At 71.5% G+C, this 16251-nt stretch carries 16 protein-coding genes and 1 pseudogene; 13 read left to right on the forward strand and 4 right to left on the reverse strand.

Annotated features, from left to right (window positions below):
• Positions 1–436: pseudogene (locus tag MILUP08_RS36500) on the reverse strand (AAA family ATPase); the annotation flags it as partial.
• Between the two features lie 467 nt (positions 437–903).
• The gene (locus MILUP08_RS02835) at positions 904–2154 is read right to left on the reverse strand and encodes an HNH endonuclease signature motif containing protein (protein WP_007454553.1); all 1251 of its coding nucleotides are present in this window, start codon (positions 2152–2154) and stop codon (positions 904–906) included.
• A 172-nt stretch (positions 2155–2326) separates the two neighbouring features.
• Here MILUP08_RS02835 and MILUP08_RS02840 point away from each other — a divergent pair, with 172 nt between their 5' ends.
• From MILUP08_RS02840 to MILUP08_RS02850, 3 genes are read left to right on the forward strand one after another with little or no spacing between them, the layout of a single operon-like run.
• Entirely contained in the window at positions 2327–2905 is a 579-nt protein-coding gene (locus MILUP08_RS02840) for a winged helix-turn-helix domain-containing protein (RefSeq protein WP_007454556.1), read from the forward strand.
• A 43-nt stretch (positions 2906–2948) separates the two neighbouring features.
• Positions 2949–4487 (forward strand): MFS transporter, encoded by a 1539-nt coding sequence (locus MILUP08_RS34315; protein ID WP_007454558.1) that lies wholly within the window; start codon positions 2949–2951, stop codon positions 4485–4487.
• Positions 4439–5290 carry a menaquinone biosynthetic enzyme MqnA/MqnD family protein gene (locus MILUP08_RS02850; protein WP_007454560.1) on the forward strand — a complete coding sequence of 284 codons (852 nt, stop codon included), beginning with the start codon at positions 4439–4441 and terminating at the stop codon, positions 5288–5290. The genes MILUP08_RS34315 and MILUP08_RS02850 overlap by 49 nt, the downstream gene beginning before the upstream one ends.
• A 240-nt stretch (positions 5291–5530) precedes the next feature.
• Here MILUP08_RS02850 and MILUP08_RS02855 read toward each other — a convergent pair whose 3' ends face one another.
• Positions 5531–6493, reverse strand: a complete 963-nt coding sequence (locus tag MILUP08_RS02855; protein WP_007454562.1) for a serine hydrolase — start codon at positions 6491–6493, stop codon at positions 5531–5533.
• Positions 6493–7491, reverse strand: coding sequence for a hypothetical protein (locus MILUP08_RS02860; RefSeq protein WP_007454564.1), 999 nt, complete (start codon positions 7489–7491; stop codon positions 6493–6495). The genes MILUP08_RS02855 and MILUP08_RS02860 overlap by 1 nt, the downstream gene beginning before the upstream one ends.
• Positions 7492–7862: 371 nt before the next feature.
• On the opposite strand from MILUP08_RS02860, the gene paaA reads away from it, so the two are divergent.
• The 10 genes from paaA to MILUP08_RS02910 all read left to right on the forward strand — a co-directional run bounded on the left by paaA (position 7863) and on the right by MILUP08_RS02910 (position 16232).
• On the forward strand, positions 7863–8942 hold the full coding sequence (gene paaA, locus MILUP08_RS02865) for a 1,2-phenylacetyl-CoA epoxidase subunit PaaA (protein ID WP_007454566.1): 1080 nt from the start codon (positions 7863–7865) through the stop codon (positions 8940–8942).
• Entirely contained in the window at positions 8939–9226 is a 288-nt protein-coding gene (gene paaB, locus MILUP08_RS02870; protein ID WP_007454569.1) for a 1,2-phenylacetyl-CoA epoxidase subunit PaaB, read from the forward strand. Before paaA ends, paaB begins: the two co-directional genes overlap by 4 nt.
• 76 nt (positions 9227–9302) lie before the next feature.
• Positions 9303–10028 carry a 1,2-phenylacetyl-CoA epoxidase subunit PaaC gene (paaC, locus tag MILUP08_RS02875; protein WP_007454571.1) on the forward strand — a complete coding sequence of 242 codons (726 nt, stop codon included), beginning with the start codon at positions 9303–9305 and terminating at the stop codon, positions 10026–10028.
• Entirely contained in the window at positions 10025–10501 is a 477-nt protein-coding gene (paaD, locus tag MILUP08_RS02880; protein ID WP_007454572.1) for a 1,2-phenylacetyl-CoA epoxidase subunit PaaD, read from the forward strand. The genes paaC and paaD overlap by 4 nt, the downstream gene beginning before the upstream one ends.
• The gene (paaE, locus tag MILUP08_RS02885; RefSeq protein WP_007454574.1) at positions 10498–11607 is read left to right on the forward strand and encodes a 1,2-phenylacetyl-CoA epoxidase subunit PaaE; all 1110 of its coding nucleotides are present in this window, start codon (positions 10498–10500) and stop codon (positions 11605–11607) included. The genes paaD and paaE overlap by 4 nt, the downstream gene beginning before the upstream one ends.
• A gap of 51 nt (positions 11608–11658) precedes the next feature.
• Positions 11659–11937 (forward strand): type II toxin-antitoxin system Phd/YefM family antitoxin, encoded by a 279-nt coding sequence (locus MILUP08_RS02890; protein ID WP_039907191.1) that lies wholly within the window; start codon positions 11659–11661, stop codon positions 11935–11937.
• Positions 11934–12344, forward strand: a complete 411-nt coding sequence (locus tag MILUP08_RS02895; protein ID WP_007454577.1) for a type II toxin-antitoxin system VapC family toxin — start codon at positions 11934–11936, stop codon at positions 12342–12344. Before MILUP08_RS02890 ends, MILUP08_RS02895 begins: the two co-directional genes overlap by 4 nt.
• 107 nt (positions 12345–12451) lie before the next feature.
• Positions 12452–13642, forward strand: coding sequence for a cyclic dehypoxanthinyl futalosine synthase (gene mqnC, locus MILUP08_RS02900; RefSeq protein WP_007454578.1), 1191 nt, complete (start codon positions 12452–12454; stop codon positions 13640–13642).
• Positions 13643–14083: 441 nt separating this feature from the next.
• Positions 14084–15340 carry an LPXTG cell wall anchor domain-containing protein gene (locus MILUP08_RS02905; RefSeq protein ID WP_007454581.1) on the forward strand — a complete coding sequence of 419 codons (1257 nt, stop codon included), beginning with the start codon at positions 14084–14086 and terminating at the stop codon, positions 15338–15340.
• Between the two features lie 181 nt (positions 15341–15521).
• Positions 15522–16232 carry a demethylmenaquinone methyltransferase gene (locus MILUP08_RS02910; protein WP_039907192.1) on the forward strand — a complete coding sequence of 237 codons (711 nt, stop codon included), beginning with the start codon at positions 15522–15524 and terminating at the stop codon, positions 16230–16232.
• Positions 16233–16251: the final 19 nt, after the last annotated feature.

Below are 16251 nucleotides of genomic sequence, written 5' to 3' on the forward strand. Positions count from 1 at the left end.
CGCTGCTGCCGCTGCCTTCGCTGCCGCCGCCGCCGCTGCCGCCGCCGCCGCTGCTGCCGCTGCCTTCGCTGCCGCTGCCGCTGCCGCCGCCGCTGCTGCTGCCTTCGCTGCCGCCGCTGCTGCTGCCGCTGCTGTTGTTGGTCGCGCTGGTCGTGCGTCCGGTGGCCGGGTCCTCGTCGCTCGTGGTTCCACCGAAGTCGAGGCGGCCGAAGAACAGCGGAGTGGTGGGGTCGTCGGCCAGTTCGGCCACACGACGGGCCAGCGTGCGGCCGAGCATCTCCGCCGCGTAGGGGTCGCCGGCCACCTGGTCGCCGGTCGAGAAGAGGGCTTCGGCCCGCTCCCGCATCCGGCGGAGCGCCGCACGCGAGGTGGCCAGATGGGCGCGTTCGGCGACCAGGTCCGTGTCGGGGTGGGTGTCCAGGTCAGGTGCGGGCATGCTGACGTCCCATCGTTCACATCTGCTGCGCGCTCGCGTGTCCGGTGGCGGATGGCCGCCCGCCCGGCGCGGTGACGTCCGTTCCGGTGCAGCTCACCTCGGCCGTCAAGCGGGCTGCAACCCTACGCCCTTCCGGAAACCCCTTCCACCGAATTACCGACCAGACCACCCGTGAGTGCTGGCGTGGCGTATGACGACGTACCGCTGCGGGCACTGCTCCCACGACCATTGCGTGCGGCCCGGTCTGCGGGGCGCGGTACGTCGCGGGCGGGCCTGGGCGCCGGTGTTTGTGGGCCAGCGGGGGCGGGACCATTCTGGGTCGGCTGATCTCGGGCAGGAACGGCAGGCCGGTCTGGCCGCGCCAGTTGGGCCGGCCGGTGTGTCCGGGTCGGCCTGGTAGGCGCGGGCTCCGCCACCGGGCTGGATCGCCGGCTCAGTCGGTTCGCGAAGGGTGAGCCTTGCGGGCCTCAGCAGCGCCGGTGGTAGAGGTTGCGACGTGGGGTGCGGAGTGGGTCGATCCAGTTGGGCGGGAGGAATTCGGGTCGGCCGTCCGGCGCGATGCGGACCGTCCAGTCGCCCCGATGGAGAAGACGGTGATGGTGGCCGCAGAGCAGGACCGCGTTGCCCAGCGTCGTTGCACCGCCGTCGGCCCAGTGGCGGACGTGGTGACCGTCGCACCAACGGGGTGGTCGGTCGCAGCCAGGGAAGGCGCACCCGCCGTCGCGCAGCACCAACGCGCGCCGCAGGGGTCCGGTGAAGAGCCGGCGCTGACGCCCGACGTCCAGGATCTGGCTGTTGCCGCCCAGCACGGCTGGCAGCACGGCAGAGTCGCAGGCCAGGCGCCGTACAGCGCCCGGCGTGAGCCGCGCACCGGTCTCCAGGATGCCCACGCCCATGCCGTTGACCAGTGCATCGAGCGACATGGTGACCACCAGTTGCGGCCGATCCCCGCCGTTGTCGGGTAGATGGCCGGAGCGCAGTGCCAGCCGGCAGATCTCGCCCAGTGCGTCCGCCCGGCGTTGGCCCGCGCTTCGGTCGTCGTGCTCCCCGGTCGGGGCGCAGAGTGGATCGATGGCCTCACGCAGCAGGCTCGCGGTCTCGGTGTCGAGGTTTCCGCTGAGGCGTACCTGCCCGTCCTTGGGCTCGGAGAGGGTGACGTGCCGGCGAGCCTCGGCCCGCTCGGCGGCCCGGTCGAGGGCGGCCAGCTCGGCCTGGTCGGCCAGGTCGGGTGCGACATGCGTGAGGACGCGTTCCCCGAGACGACTCAGGATGGTCGGGTCGAAGCGATCGGCCCAGGAGATCAGCAGCTCGGTGGCCTTCTCTGCCACCGCCGGCTCGGCCTCGACCGGCAGGGCCGCGACCGTCTCCGCCACCACCCGGCCCTGCTCCACGGTGAGGGTGCCGTGGAGCACGGCGTCGCGCACCGTCGGCGGTGCGGCGTCGATGGTGGCGGCGAGCTGGACCATCTGCCGGGCCGACCGGCCGGAGAGCCGCAGCCGCTCCCGCAACCAGACGGCGGTGGACGACGCTCCCTGGGCGACGGCGACACCACGTGCGTCCAGCTCGCGCACCAGAGCGAGCTGGACGGCCGCCAGACGCTGCGCCGCCAGATGGGCCGCGTCGAGCGACGCGAGCAACTCTTCGTCGGGGAGGGCCCACAGCACGGCCTCGGCGCAGTCGTCGACGGCACCCGCCGCCTGCGCCAACGCCCTCAACATGCAACAACATTAGAACAGGCGTACGACACTTTCGGCCGAGGAACCCGACAGCGCGGTCCCCGATCCGACAGTGCGGCTAGGTGGACGGTCGAGGTCGAGGGGGCGCGGTGCTGCGGCTGGCGCAACTCGAGGGGTCATGGCGGGTCGGGCTGCTGGCCGGGATCATGTGGGCATGACCGAGGCTCGTCCCGAGCCGCGTCGGATGGTCAGTGACCCGCAGGTGATGCGGGCGTTGGCCCATCCGGCCCGGCTCGCGATCATGGAATATCTGAGTAGCCGCGAGGGTGGCGGTACCGCCACCGAGTGCGCGGAGATCGTCGGGCTGTCGCCGAGCGCGACGAGTTACCACCTGCGGGCGCTGGCGAAGTTCGGCCTGGTGCAGCAGGCGCCCAGCCGGGGGGACGCCCGGGAGCGGGTGTGGCAGACGACTAGCTCGAGCCTGATGGTCGACGCGGGCCGCGAGGCCGGGCCCGAGGCGCGGGCCGCGGAGCAGGCGGTGGTGGAGGCGCACGCCGTGCTGGCCATGGAGCGAACCCGGGAGTGGTCGCGTCGGGCCGGGGAGGAGCCCGCCGAGTGGTACGACGCCGTGATGTTCAACGAGGCGCTGCTCGTGCTCACGGCGGAGGAGTTGGTGGGGCTGAACGAGGCAGTCACGGCGCTGCTCAGGCCGTACCAGGCCCGACGCCGAACCGACCCGCCGCCCGGCGCTCGTGCCGTGGCGGTGCAGTACCGGGCGGTGCCGCTGGCATAGCCGGGGGTTGTGTCGATCAGTTGTGAAGGATTATTTTCGAAGTATGTCCTTCAGAACTGAGACATCGCGCTGGCCGGATGTGTGGCTCGCCAGCGCGGCCCGTGGCACCACGATCTGTGGCGACTTTCTCGCCGCCACCGCGCTCGCGCTGGCTCTGCAGGGCGCCGGTGCCGGAGGGTTGGCCGTCTCAGGACTGCTTCTCGCGGCCACTCTGCCCCTGGTGGTGCTGGCCCCACTCGCTGGACGGCTCGCCGATCGGGTGGACAGTCGTACCCTGCTGGTGACCATCGGGTTGGCGCAGACCGTGATCTGCGTGCTGCTCGCCGTCGCCGACGACCCGGTCCTGGTCGTGGTCCTCGTCGCGCTGCTCGCCTGCGGCCTCGCGGTCACGCAGCCCTGCCTGGCGGCGCTGCTCCCGGAGATGGTCCGCCCGGCCGACCTGCCCCGTGCCAGCGCGATCAGCCAGACCGCTGTCTCCCTCGGCGCGCTCGGCGGCCCGGTGCTGGCCGGGCTGCTGGTGGGGCAGTTCGGCACCCGCGTACCGCTGCTTGTCGACGCCGCGACCTACCTGGCGCTGATGGTCGCGGGCCTGCTGCTGCGGACCCGGCGCGGCGGCCGACGTTCCGCCGCCGACCAGGCGGGCCGTGCGGATCAGGCGGGCCGTGCGGATCAGGCGGGCCGTGCGGATCAGGCGGGCCGTGCGGATCAGGCCAGCGAGGCGGGGCAGGTCCCGGCGGGAGGCGAGGGCCGCGCGGTTGGTTCGGGCAGCCGGGTCAACCCGGGTGGTACGGGCCAGGGCTGGCGGCTTCGTCGGGATCCGCTGATGCTCGTCATGGTGGTCAGCACCGCCGTGGTGATCGCGGCGATCGGCGGCATCAACGTGATCGAGGTCTTCTTCATTCGGGAGACGCTGAACGGGTCTGCCACCACCTACGGTCTCGTGGGTGCCGCCTGGATGGCCGGAATGTTGCCGGGCGGCTGGCTGGCCGCGCAGCTGGCGCGTCGGCTCGACGACGACGGCGCGCTGGTCCGCGGAGTGCTGATCACGCTCGCCGGGTGCAGCCTGATGGTGCTGCTGGCCGCGACCGTGCCGGCAGCGGGCCTGTTGGTGCCGCTCTGGCTGGTGGGTGGCGCGGCCAACGGCGCGGACAACGTCTTCGCCAACCTTCTCACCGCTCGGCGGGTGCCGGAGGCGATGCGGGCCCGCGCCTACGCCAGTTACGGCGCGGCCGTGCAGGGCGGCTCGATGGGCGGTTACCTGGTCGGCGGCGCACTGCTCACCGGGTTCGCGCCCCGGCCGCTGATCGCGGCGGCCGGGGCGGCCGGGCTCGTGGTGGTGCTGGTCTTCGTGCCGGTCGTCGCCCGAGCGGCGGCACGCGTGCCACCAGCCACCGACGCGGGCGGGTCGAGCGACCCCGAGCGCGCGGGAACGACGGCGCCAGAGGGCCAGCGACCGGGTGGGGCTGATGCGGGGTTGGCCACTCCGGGCCGGCCCGCCGGGCCGGAGCCGAAGGCCGGGGTTACGGTCGGGTCATGGCTGAGCGCGTCGCACGCCCGCGGGTCGGGCACATCCAGTTCCTGAACTGTCTGCCCATCTACTGGGGGCTGATGCGTTCGGGCACGCTGCTCGACGTGGACCTGCACAAGGACTCGCCGGATCGGCTGAGCGCGGCGCTGGTCGCCGGCGACCTCGACATCGGTCCCATCACGCTGATGGAGTACCTGAAGCACACCGACGAGCTGCTTCTCCTGCCGGACCTGGCGGTGGGCAGCGACGGGCCGGTGCTCTCGGTCAACATGGTCTCCACCCGCCCGCTCGCCGAGCTGGACGGCGCGCGGGTGGCGCTCGGCTCGACCTCGCGGACCGGGGTCATGCTGGCGCAGTTGCTGCTCGCCGAGCGGTACGACGTGCGGCCCGACTACTTCCGCTGCCCTCCGGACCTGACCCAGATGCTGCTGGAGGCCGACGCGGGGGTGCTGATCGGGGACGTGGCGCTGCGGGCGTACTACGAGGCGCCGTTGCGGGGTCTCACCGTGACCGACCTCGGACAGGCGTGGCGGGAGTGGAGCGGGCTGCCGATGGTCTTCGCCGTCTGGGCGGTCCGCCGTGATTTCGCCGCCGCGCACCCGGGCCTGGTCAAGGAGGTGCACGAGGCGTTCCTGCGCTCGCGCGACCTCTGCCTGTCCGAGCTGGACCAGGTCGCCGAGGCGGCGGCGCGCTGGGAGACGTTCGACGCGGCGACGCTTGCCACGTACTTCCGGACCCTGGACTTCTCGCTCGGCGAGCGGCAGGTCGCCGGGCTGCGTGAGTTCGCCCGGCGGGTTGCCGCGCTCGGTGAGGTGCCGGCGCTGCCGGACGGTGGCCCCGAGTTTTTCGCCGGCTGAGCAGCCGGGTTGAGCAGCCCGGCTGGGCCGTCCCGGCCGGGCCGTGCCGACCCCGCCAGGGCCGCGCCGACCCCGCCGGTTCGTGCCGACCCCGCCAGGGCCGCGCCGACCCTGCTGAGGCCGGCCGACCCTGCCGGTCCGAGCTGTCCCTGCTGGGCCGTGCCGGCCACGGCAGCGACTGCCCCGAGCTGGCCTGTAGCCAGGGCCGTGCCGATCCGCGGCCCTGGCCGTCGTGCGCGATCAGGCTCCCGGGCGGAGCAGTGCCTCGGTGATCTTCTCGCAGTTCTTCATGCCGTAGTCGTAGCCCATGTTGATCGGGTACTTGACCATCACGCCCATGGTCCAGGTGTCGCCGATGGCCAGGCAGTTGATGTGCATCTCCTGCTCCTTGGTCCGGTTGATCCACCCGTTCTTGATGGCGATCTTCTTCTGCTCCGCCACCGGGAACGCCTTGCGGATACCGAAGTCACCCGCGCCGCGGACCAGCTTCATCTCGTTGAGCAGCCACTTGGTCCACTTCGGTCCGGCGGCGGTGCCGGTGGCGATGCAGTTGCCCAGCCGCGCGGTGTCGCGGGGCGAGAGCGCCGTTCGGCTCCAGCCCTTGTCGGGGGCGACGCTGCTGTCGGTCAGCTTGCACATGGAGATCAGTCGCTTGATCGAGGCGTCCCGGTCGACCTCGTTGTAGAACTGTTCGGCCCGGGTGTTGTCGCTGTCCCGGATGATCCGGGTGGCGTCGGCGAGCTTCGCGTCGCTCGGCGTCCGGCCGGCGTCGGCGGAGCGGCGCAGGTAGTCGGCGACGATCCAGGATTTGATCATGGAGGCGGTGGTGCTGGTCTCGCCCATGTTCTTCGAGCCGATGATCTTCCCGGTCCGCCGGTCGAGCACGCTCCAGGAGTACCAACCCTGGATGTCGAGTTTGAGGTCCTTGGCCTGGAACGGCAGCGGCGCCAGCGAGGGGCTGGGGCTCGGCGACGGCGGGGACGGCTGACGGGCACTGCGGTCGGTCGCCGCGCCGGTCTGCCGGTCACTTGTCGTCGCCTCGGAATCACCCCACTGGGCGGCCGCGGACGACTCGAACGGCGACCCGGGCAGCAGCCGTAGCGACACCAGTACCAGCCCGATGAGGATGACCGCGACAGCGATCAGGCGCAGCGGTGAGGTCTCGCCCGCACCGCGCCGGGCGGCCCGCCGGTTGCCGGCCATCAGAGCTTCCCGACCGGTTGCTGCGGCACCTTGAGCGCGGCGCCCGGCTGCGGGGTGACCAGTTGGGTAGCCACGCTGGCGCACACCTTCGCACCGTAGTCCAGACCGCTCCTGATCGGGTAGCGCAGCATCACGGCGAGGCTCCACTTGCCGGTGACGGCGAGGCAGTTGACGTGCCAGTTCGCGTCGTAGCCGATCTGCGTCCACCCGTTCTTGATGCTGACCGGCCCCTGCGCGGTGATCGACTTCGGCAGGCCGTTGATGATCCCCCATCGACCGCCCCCAGACCTGGCTTTCTGGTCCTTGGCGGCGGTGGTCCCCGTGACGTGGCTCATCTCGTTGAGCACCCACTTCGTCCACTTGGGGCCGGCGGCCTTGCCGTCGGCGATGCAGTCGCCGAGTCGGACGGCGTCGCGGGGGGACATGCGGGTGAAGCTCCACCAGCCCTCGTACTTCGGCACGTTGCCGCGCTTGGTGTCGGTCAGGCCGCAGATGCTGATCGCGCGCTTGATCACCGGGCCCGGTTGCCCGCCGGGCGGGACGGTGTACGAGCCGCCGGCGGCCTTGTAGACCGTGTTGGCCGCGTCGTCATTGCTGTCCCGGATGGCGGCGCTGGCCGCCTTCTTCATGGTCACCGGCGGCTCTTTGTCCTTGAGCTGTCGCAGGTAGTCGGAGACGATCCACGCCTTGAGCATCGACTCGGTGGAACTGGTCGCGGCCATGTTCGCCGACCCGGAGATCTTGCCGGTCTGTCGGTCCATCAGCGCCCACGAGAAGAACTGACCCTTGAAGGCCACCGACACCGGGCCGGCGGCCAGCGTGGGTGGTGGCGGCGGGGTGGGTGCCGGCGCGGCGACGCTGCTGCTGGCGGCACCGCCGCCGCCACCGCCGCCGCTGCTGTCGTCGGCGGAGAGGCGGGCGTACGCGGTGGGAACCAGCAGCACGCCACCGAGGAGAACCGCCACGACGGCGAGCACCAGAGTCACGCGGGATCGCATGAGTTGGGTGAGCTCCAGATGTCAGGGCCGGGGGGACCGGCTTCGTTGTCCGGGGCGACCGGTGCGTACGCCGAGGCCGGGGGAGGTGGCCTCTGTGGAGCCGGCGAGAGGGCAGCCGATCGTGTGACCGGCAGAAGTCTACGTCCGAGCGGGCCGGCTGCCAGGGTTCGACACCGTTGAACGTTCGATATGGGGGCAAATTCCGGTCGGTATGCGGTTTCTAGGAGGTTTCATCTTCTGCCGGTGACCCAAGTCATAGGTGAATGGGTTGCGCTGCGTGGTCGGGAAATGCCCAACGGTGACGGAACGTGACTCGGGTTTCCTGTTACACCCCCTAGTGCTTCGGGGCGCAAGCTGTAACACTTGTCAGTATGTATGGCAACGACTTCTCCGCCCCCGGCGACGCACCGGACGACACGCCCGGCGCCGGCCTGCTCGGCGAGGTCGAGGCGGCCGAGGCGGAGCTGCGCGCCGCCGCCGCGCGTCAGCGCCGCGGCGGCCCCGCGCCGGACGAGGACCTGGCGGCGTACTTCACCGAGGTGGTCGACGCGGAGCAGAAGATCGAGCCGCGCGACTGGATGCCCGAGGCGTACCGCCGGACGTTGATCCGGCAGATCGCCCAGCACGCCCACTCCGAGATCATCGGCATGCAGCCGGAGGGCAACTGGATCAGTCGGGCGCCCTCGCTCAAGCGCAAGGCGATCCTGCTGGCCAAGGTCCAGGACGAGGCCGGCCACGGTCTCTACCTGTACGCCGCCGCCGAGACCCTCGGCATCAGCCGCGACGAACTGGTCCAGCTGCTGCTCGACGGCCGGCAGAAGTACAGCTCGATCTTCAACTACCCCACGTTGACCTGGGCGGACGTGGGCGCGATCGGCTGGCTGGTGGACGGCGCGGCGATCGTCAACCAGGTGCCGCTGTGCCGGTGCTCCTACGGCCCGTACGCGCGGGCGATGATCCGGGTCTGCAAGGAGGAGTCGTTCCACCAGCGCCAGGGCTACGAGATCCTGCACACCCTGGCGCACGGCACCCCGGAGCAGCAGGCCATGGCGCAGGACGCGGTGGACCGCTGGTGGTACCCGTCGCTCGCCATGTTCGGCCCGCCGGACGGCGACTCCACCCACTCCGCCCAGTCGATGGCCTGGAAGATCAAGCGCTTCTCCAACGACGACCTGCGCCAACGCTTCGTCGACATGTGCGTCCAGCAGGCGGAGGTTCTCGGGCTGCGCATCCCCGACGACGACCTGCGCTGGAACGAGGAACGGCAGGCGTATGACTACAGCCAGCCCGACTACGACGAGCTGATGCAGGTCATCAAGGGCAACGGGCCGTGCAACCGGGAGCGGATGGCGCACCGCCGGGCCGCCCACGCCGACGGCGCATGGGTACGCGAGGCCGCCGCGGCGTACGCCGCCAAGCGGGCGGACAAGAGGGAGAAGGTGGCCGCGTGAGCAACGAGCACTCGCCTCTGTGGGAGGTCTTCGTGCGGGCGCGACGCGGGCTGTCGCACACCCACGTCGGCAGCCTGCACGCCCCGGACGCCGAGCTGGCCCTGCGCAACGCCCGTGACCTCTACACCCGCCGACAGGAGGGTGTGTCGATCTGGGTGGTGCCGGCGGGGTCGATCACCGCGTCCAGCCCGGACGAGAAGGACGCCTTCTTCGACCCGGCCGCCGACAAGGTCTACCGCCACCCCACCTTCTACGAGGTGCCGGACGGGGTGGCACACCTGTGAGCGAGCGGAGCGAGCGAACCAGCCAGCCCAGCAACGGGGCGCTTCGCGCCGCCGCCGAGCGAAGCGAGGTGGTGGCGTGAACGGGCCGTTCGACTTCGCGCTCGCCCTCGGCGACGACGCGCTGATCGCGGCGCAGCGGCTGGCCGAGTGGACGACCCGCGCGCCGGAGATGGAAGAGGACATCGCGCTGGCCAACATCGCCCTCGACCAGCTCGGCGCTGCCCGCCTGCTGCTGTCGTACGCGGGTGAGCTGGAGGCGGCAGGTCGGGACGAGGACGCGCTGGCGTACCTGCGTGACGACCGCGAGTTCCGCAACGTGCTGCTTGTCGAGCTGCCCAACGGCGACTTCGCGGTGACCATGGCGAAGTTGTTCTTCCTGGCGGCGTACCAGTTGCCGCTCTACACCGCGCTCGCGTCCTGCCCGGACGAGCGGCTGGCCGCCATCGGTGCGAAGGCGCGCAAGGAGTCGGCGTACCACCTGGACCACGGCGCGCTGTGGGTCAAGCGGCTCGGCGACGGCACCGAGGAGTCGCACCGCCGGATGCAGGAGGCCGTGGACCACGTCTGGCCGTACACCCACGAGCTGTTCGCCGCGGACCCGGCGGCGCCTGTCGACCCGGCGGGCCTGCGGCCCGCGTTCGACGAGACCGTCGGCCCGGTGCTGGCCGAGGCGACGCTCACCCGACCGGAGCGCGGCTGGGCTCCGACGAGCGGGCGGGCCGGCGTGCACACCGAGCACCTGTCCTACCTGCTGGCCGAGATGCAGGTGCTGCACCGCGCCCACCCCGGGGCGAAGTGGTGACCGACGCGCGAATGGCGGCGGCGAGCGTGGTGGACCCGGAGATCCGGGTGATCACCATCGACGAGCTGGGGATCCTGCGCGCGGTCGAGGAGGACGGGGCCAGCGGACGGGTCACCGTGACCATCACTCCGACGTACACGGGCTGCCCCGCCATGGACGTGATCCGGGCGGACGTGCGGCGCGCGCTGGCCGCCGCCGGTTATCCGGACGCCGAGGTGCGGACGGTCTACAGCCCACCGTGGAGCACCGACTGGATCTCCGACGGCGGGCGGGCCAAGTTGGCCGCCGCCGGGATCGCCCCGCCGGCCCCGGCGCCCACGCCGGGCGTGGTGGCGCTGACCCTCGCGGTCCGCTGCCCGCTCTGCGGCTCGCCGGACACCGAGCAGGTCAGCCGGTTCGGCTCGACCGCGTGCAAGGCGTTGTGGCGCTGCCGTTCCTGCTCCGAACCCTTCGACCACCTGAAGGCGCTGTGACTGTCACCATCTCCCGGCCGGTCCGCCGCCGGCCGGCCTTCCACCCGCTGCCGGTCGCCGCCGTCGACCGGCTCACCGACGACTCGGTCGCCGTCACCTTCGCCGTACCGGAGGAATTGCGGGAGGCGTTCGCGTTCCGCGCCGGTCAGCACCTCACCGTCCGGCGCGTGACCGACGACGGCGACGACGTACGCCGGTCGTACTCCATCTGCTCCACCCCGGACGACCTGGCCCGGCGCGGCCGGCTGCGGATCGGGGTGCGGGAGATCCCCGGTGGCGCGTTCTCGGCGTTCGCCTGCGGCGCGCTGCGCCGCGGCGACACCGTCGAGGTGATGACGCCGCTGGGCACCTTCACCACGGCGTTCGCGGCGGACCGGGTGCGGCACTACGGCGCGGTCGTCGCCGGCTCCGGCATCACCCCGGTGCTCGCGCTCGTCGGGACCGCCCTGGCCGTCGAGCCGGCCAGCACCTTCACCCTGGTGTACGGCAACCGCACGGCCAACCGGGTCATGTTCGCCGAGGAGCTTGCCGACCTGAAGGACCGCTATCCCACCCGGCTGCACCTGGTGCACGTGCTGTCCCGGGAGCAGGGTGAGTCGCCGCTGCTCTCCGGTCGGATCGACGCCGAACGGCTGGAGCGCCTGCTGGGCACCATCGTGCCGGGCGACGTCATCGAGGAGTGGTTCCTCTGCGGCCCGTACGGCATGGTGGTCGAGGCCCGGGACGTGCTGACCGCGCGTGGGCTTCCGGAGTCGGCGGTGCACACCGAGCTGTTCCACGTCGACGCGCCACCGGAGCCGGTGGCCCGCCCCGCCGACCAGCCGGGCACCGGGACGGACGTCACCATCGTGCTGGACGGCCGGTCGTCGAGCTTCACCATGGGCCGCGAGGAGCGGGTGCTGGACGCCGCGTTGAAGGTGCGCGGCGAGCTGCCGTACGCCTGCAAGGGCGGTGTCTGCTCGACGTGCAAGGCGAAGGTCGTCGACGGTGCCGTCACGATGGCCCGCAACTACGCCCTGGAGCCCGACGAGTTGGCGGCGGGCTTCGTCCTGACCTGCCAGTCCAGCCCGACGACCGACAAGCTCACCGTCGACTACGACGCCTGAGGACGCCGAACGAGGCATGACGTGTAGGACATGTCGTACTACACTTGTCGCGTGGAACAGGTCGCTGTTCGAGAGCTGAACCAGCACACCAGCAGGGTGCTGGCCCGAGTGCGTGCCGGAGAGACGGTCGAGGTGACGGACCGCGGCGAGCCGATCGCCAGGCTGGTTCCGATCGTCGCCGGTGGGGCTCTGTTGTCCAGGCTTGTCGCGGAGGGGCGGGCGACGGCGCCGACGGGCGGCGGATCAATACCCTTGCCTCCGGTCCTCGGTGACCCTGACGTCGACGTTGCCGCCGCGCTCGCCGCTGCGCGCGAGGAAGAACGCTGGTGATCTACCTCGACTCGGCCGCCATCATCAAGCTGCTTCGCCGGGAGCCCGCGACCGAGCAGCTGATCGCCTGGCTGAATGAGCGTTCTGGCATGTCACTCGTCGCCTCCGCCCTGGTGGAGGTCGAGGTGCCGAGGGCGTTGCGTCGGTCGGCGCCGCTGGCTCTGGTCGGCGTGCCGGGGGTGCTGTCCCGCCTGTACCGGGTGGAGATCGACGCCACCGTCCGGGCCGTGGCCGGGGCATACGACGACCCGCTGCTGCGCAGCCTCGACGCTGTCCACCTCGCCACCGCGGAAATCCTCGCCACCCAGTCCGGCTCAGACTTTGCCGCCTTCGTCACCTACGACCGTCGTCTCCTGGACGCGGCGAAGGGCGTGGGGCTCCCAGTGGCAAGTCCAGGGATGGACTGAGGCGGCGCCACTGTTGGCACCCGGCCCGGATCGTCGGTGGGTGGGGCACTCGTCACCGGAGATGGAGGGGCGTGTCGGCCGCTGGGCGGGCGACGTAGGCTCGGGACGTGACGGTGAGCCGGGAGATCGACGACATCCTGCAGCGTGGCGCGGACGGCGGGCGGATCACGCCCGAGGAGGCGCTGCTGCTCTACACCGAGGCGCCCTTCCACGCGCTTGGCGAGGCGGCGGACGCGGTGCGCCGGCGGCGCTACCCGGACAACATCGTCACCTACCTGATCGATCGCAACATCAACTACACGAACGTCTGCGTGACGGCGTGCAAGTTCTGCGCGTTCTACCGGGCGCCGAAGCACTCCGAGGGCTGGACCCACCCGACCGAGGAGATCCTGCGCCGGTGCGGCGAGGCGGTCGAGCTGGGCGCGACCCAGGTGATGCTCCAGGGCGGCCACCACCCGGACTACGGCGTCGAGTACTACGAGGAGCTGTTCTCCTCGGTCAAGCAGGCGTACCCGCAGCTCGTCATCCACTCGATCGGGCCGAGCGAGATCCTGCACATGGCCAAGGTCTCCGGCGTGAGCCTGGACGAGGCCATCGCCCGGATCAAGGCCGCCGGCCTGGACTCGATCGCCGGCGCCGGGGCGGAGATGCTGCCCGCGCGCCCGCGCAGGGCCATCGCCCCGCTCAAGGAGTCGGGGGAGCGTTGGCTGGAGGTCATGGAGCTGGCCCACCGGCAGGGTGTCGAGTCGACCGCAACCATGATGATGGGCACCGGTGAGACGCACGCCGAGCGGATCGAGCACCTGCGGATGATCCGCGACGTGCAGGACCGCACACGTGGGTTCCGGTCGTTCATCCCGTGGACGTACCAGCCGGAGAACAACCACCTCAAGGGGCGTACCCAGGCGACCACGCTTGAGTACCTGCGTCTGGTCGCGGTGGCCCGGCTCTTCTTCGAGACCGTGCCGCACCTGCAGGCGTCCTGGCTGACCACCGGCAAGGACGTCGGACAGCTCTCGCTGCACATGGGCGTGGACGACCTCGGCTCGATCATGTTGGAGGAGAACGTCATCTCCTCGGCCGGCGCCCGGCACCGCTCCAACCTGCAGGAGCTGATCGGCATGATCCGCTCCGCCGACCGGATCCCGGCGCAGCGCGACACCCTCTACAACCGGCTGGCCGTGCACCACACACCTGCCGACGACCCGACCGACGAGCGGGTGGTCTCGCACTTCTCCTCGATCGCGCTGCCGGGCGGTGGCGCCGGCCGGTCGCTGCCGCTGGTCGACGTCAACTGAGGTCGATCCCGACCCGACCGTTCGGCTGACCGGGGGTCGTGCTCTCGCCGCGCCACAACGGCGGTACGGGTGGTCCCCGCCGTCGCAGCGGCAGGCTGCCCGTCGCGGGGTGGTGGAAATGATCGCCGGGCCGCTACCGTCCCGCCTCGTATCCGTCGCCGCCGCGGGTTGCGCACGGATCAGTGGAATCTGCCTGACCATGCTGGTGACGTGGTCTGCTGGTGCTGGTCAGGGGCTGTCCTCCATCGGCCCATGAGGGTCGTTCATATAACGCACGGCGGTACGGGCGGGATGGGTGACCATCCCGCCCGTACCGTTTGCCGGGTCCGATCCGGACGGTTGAAATCCGCCCGCCACGCTGGCGCGAAAGATCGACCTCCGATAACGTCCGCTCGTTCCCACAACCATTCATTCTCTTCTTCCCTAAACCCCGGGGGACTGATGACAGCGTTCCACCGCTCGACGCTGGCTCGTGTCGGCGTCGTGGCACTGCTCGCGGCCGGTGGCCTTGCCACCGTTGCCGCCCCGGCGCAGGCCGCCGACACGGCCGAGATCAGCCTCGTTCCGATCAGTACGACCCTTGCCAAGGGTGTCGACGCGGCGCGGGCGAAGCCGTTCAAGTTCACCGTGACCAACTCGGGCCCCGCCGACGCCAAGAACGTCCGGATCCGGGTGAACACCCGTGAGCTGAAGCAGAAGCGCGTCGGCTACGTCATCCCGGCCGACTGCGTGCTGAGCACCACCGCGATCTACAGCTGCCTCCTCGGCGACCTGCGCGCCGGCACCAGCGAGGACTTCGGCCTCCCGCTCTTCAGCACCGGCGCCCGGGGCGACGGCGGGGTGCTGGGCGTTGATGTCACCACCGAAACCCCGCAGCGCAGCATCGAGGACGACAGCGTCGAGGTGCCGATCACGGTTTCCCGGCCGGGCTACGACCTGACCGCCTGGGCGCAGGATGTCCAGGCCAACGTCGTGGTCAACGGCGCGGTGAGCGACGAGCCCAACCTGAAGCCGGTCCCCCGCGGGGTGCCGGTGCCTCTCGACTGGGCCGTGTACAACGACGGCAGTCGCAAGGCGACGGGGATCTTCTACGGCCTGACCCTCCCGGCCGGCGTCAGCTTCGTCACGAAGCCGGCGGGCTGCCTCGAGCAGGAGATCGCCGGCAAGGCCCAGCTGTTGTGCGAGGACTCCGGTGCGGTCGTCAAGCCGGGGCAGTACTACACGGCCGACGTGCGGGTGCAGGTGGGAAACGGCGTGACCGAGCCGGTGCTGCACGAGGGTGATCTCTTCGCGTACGGGCTGGACGGCGCCGAGGGGCAGCCGGAGGAGCAGCCCGAGGCGGCCAACCCGGCGCAGCGGAAGGCCTTCACCGAGGCCGACGAGCTGGACAACCACACCACCTTCGAAGCCTTCGTCGACCTGAGCGCGCAGCCGACCCCGACCGCCACGCCGACGCCGACGGCCACCCCGACGGCGACTCCGACGCCGGGCGGCACGACGACGCCGGGTGCGACCACCTCGCCGACAGCCGGCGGAGGCGGTTCCGGTGGCGGTGGGCTGCCGGTGACCGGTGTGCAGGTCGGCCTGATCGGCGGCATCGGTGGTCTGATCCTGCTCGCGGGCGGGGCGCTGCTGGTGCTCTCCCGCCGCCGCAAGGTCGTCCTGGTCGCCCCCGGCGACGAGACCCCGACCGACTGACACAGGCACCACCTGACACAGGCAGGAAGCGAAGGGCGGGGTGGGCGACCACCTCGCCCTTTCGCGTGCCGAGCCACGCGAGGTCCGCCGCAGCCGGCCGCTGCGTCGTGCGTGCCGGCTGCTGTGGGGGTACGCGGACCCACCGGCCGAGGGCTTGAGCGTGGCTGGCAGAGTGGAGCGGGTGAGCCGTACCCCGCAGGGCCAGCGCGCCAGTCTGGACAAGCAGCCGCACGAGGTCGCCGCGATGTTCGACGGCGTGGCCGAGCGTTACGACCTGACCAACACGGTGATCTCGCTGGGCCAGGACCGCTCCTGGCGCCGGGCCACCCGGGCGGCGCTCGGGCTGCGGCCCGGCGAGCGGGTGCTGGACGTGGGCGCGGGCACCGGCGTCTCGACGCGCGAGCTGGCCCAGTCCGGGGCGTACGCGGTGGGCGCCGACCTGTCGCTGGGCATGCTGTACGCGGGCAAGCGGGCCCGCCCCGAGGTGCCGCTGCTGGCCGGGGACGCGCTGCGGCTGCCGTTCGCCGACGCGAGCTTCGACGCGGTGACCATCTCCTTCGCGCTGCGCAACGTCAACGACACCGACGCGGCCCTGCGCGAGCTGGCCCGGGTCACCCGGCCGGGTGGCCGGCTGGTGGTGTGCGAGTTCAGCACCCCGGTCAACCCGGCCTTCCGGACGGTGTACCTGTCGTACCTGATGCGGTCGCTGCCGGTCGTCGCCCGCGCGGTGTCCAGCAACCCCGAGGCGTACGTCTATCTGGCCGAGTCGGTCCGCGCCTGGCCGGACCAGGCCGCCCTGGCCGGGCGGGTCGCCGCGGCCGGCTGGGGCCGGGTGGCGTGGCGCAACCTGACCGGCGGTGTGGTCGCCCTGCACCGGGGAATCCGCCAGTAGTACGGCGCGTTTCGGGAAT

This window comes from Micromonospora lupini str. Lupac 08, assembly GCF_000297395.2.
In the GTDB taxonomy this organism is placed as follows: domain Bacteria; phylum Actinomycetota; class Actinomycetes; order Mycobacteriales; family Micromonosporaceae; genus Micromonospora; species Micromonospora lupini.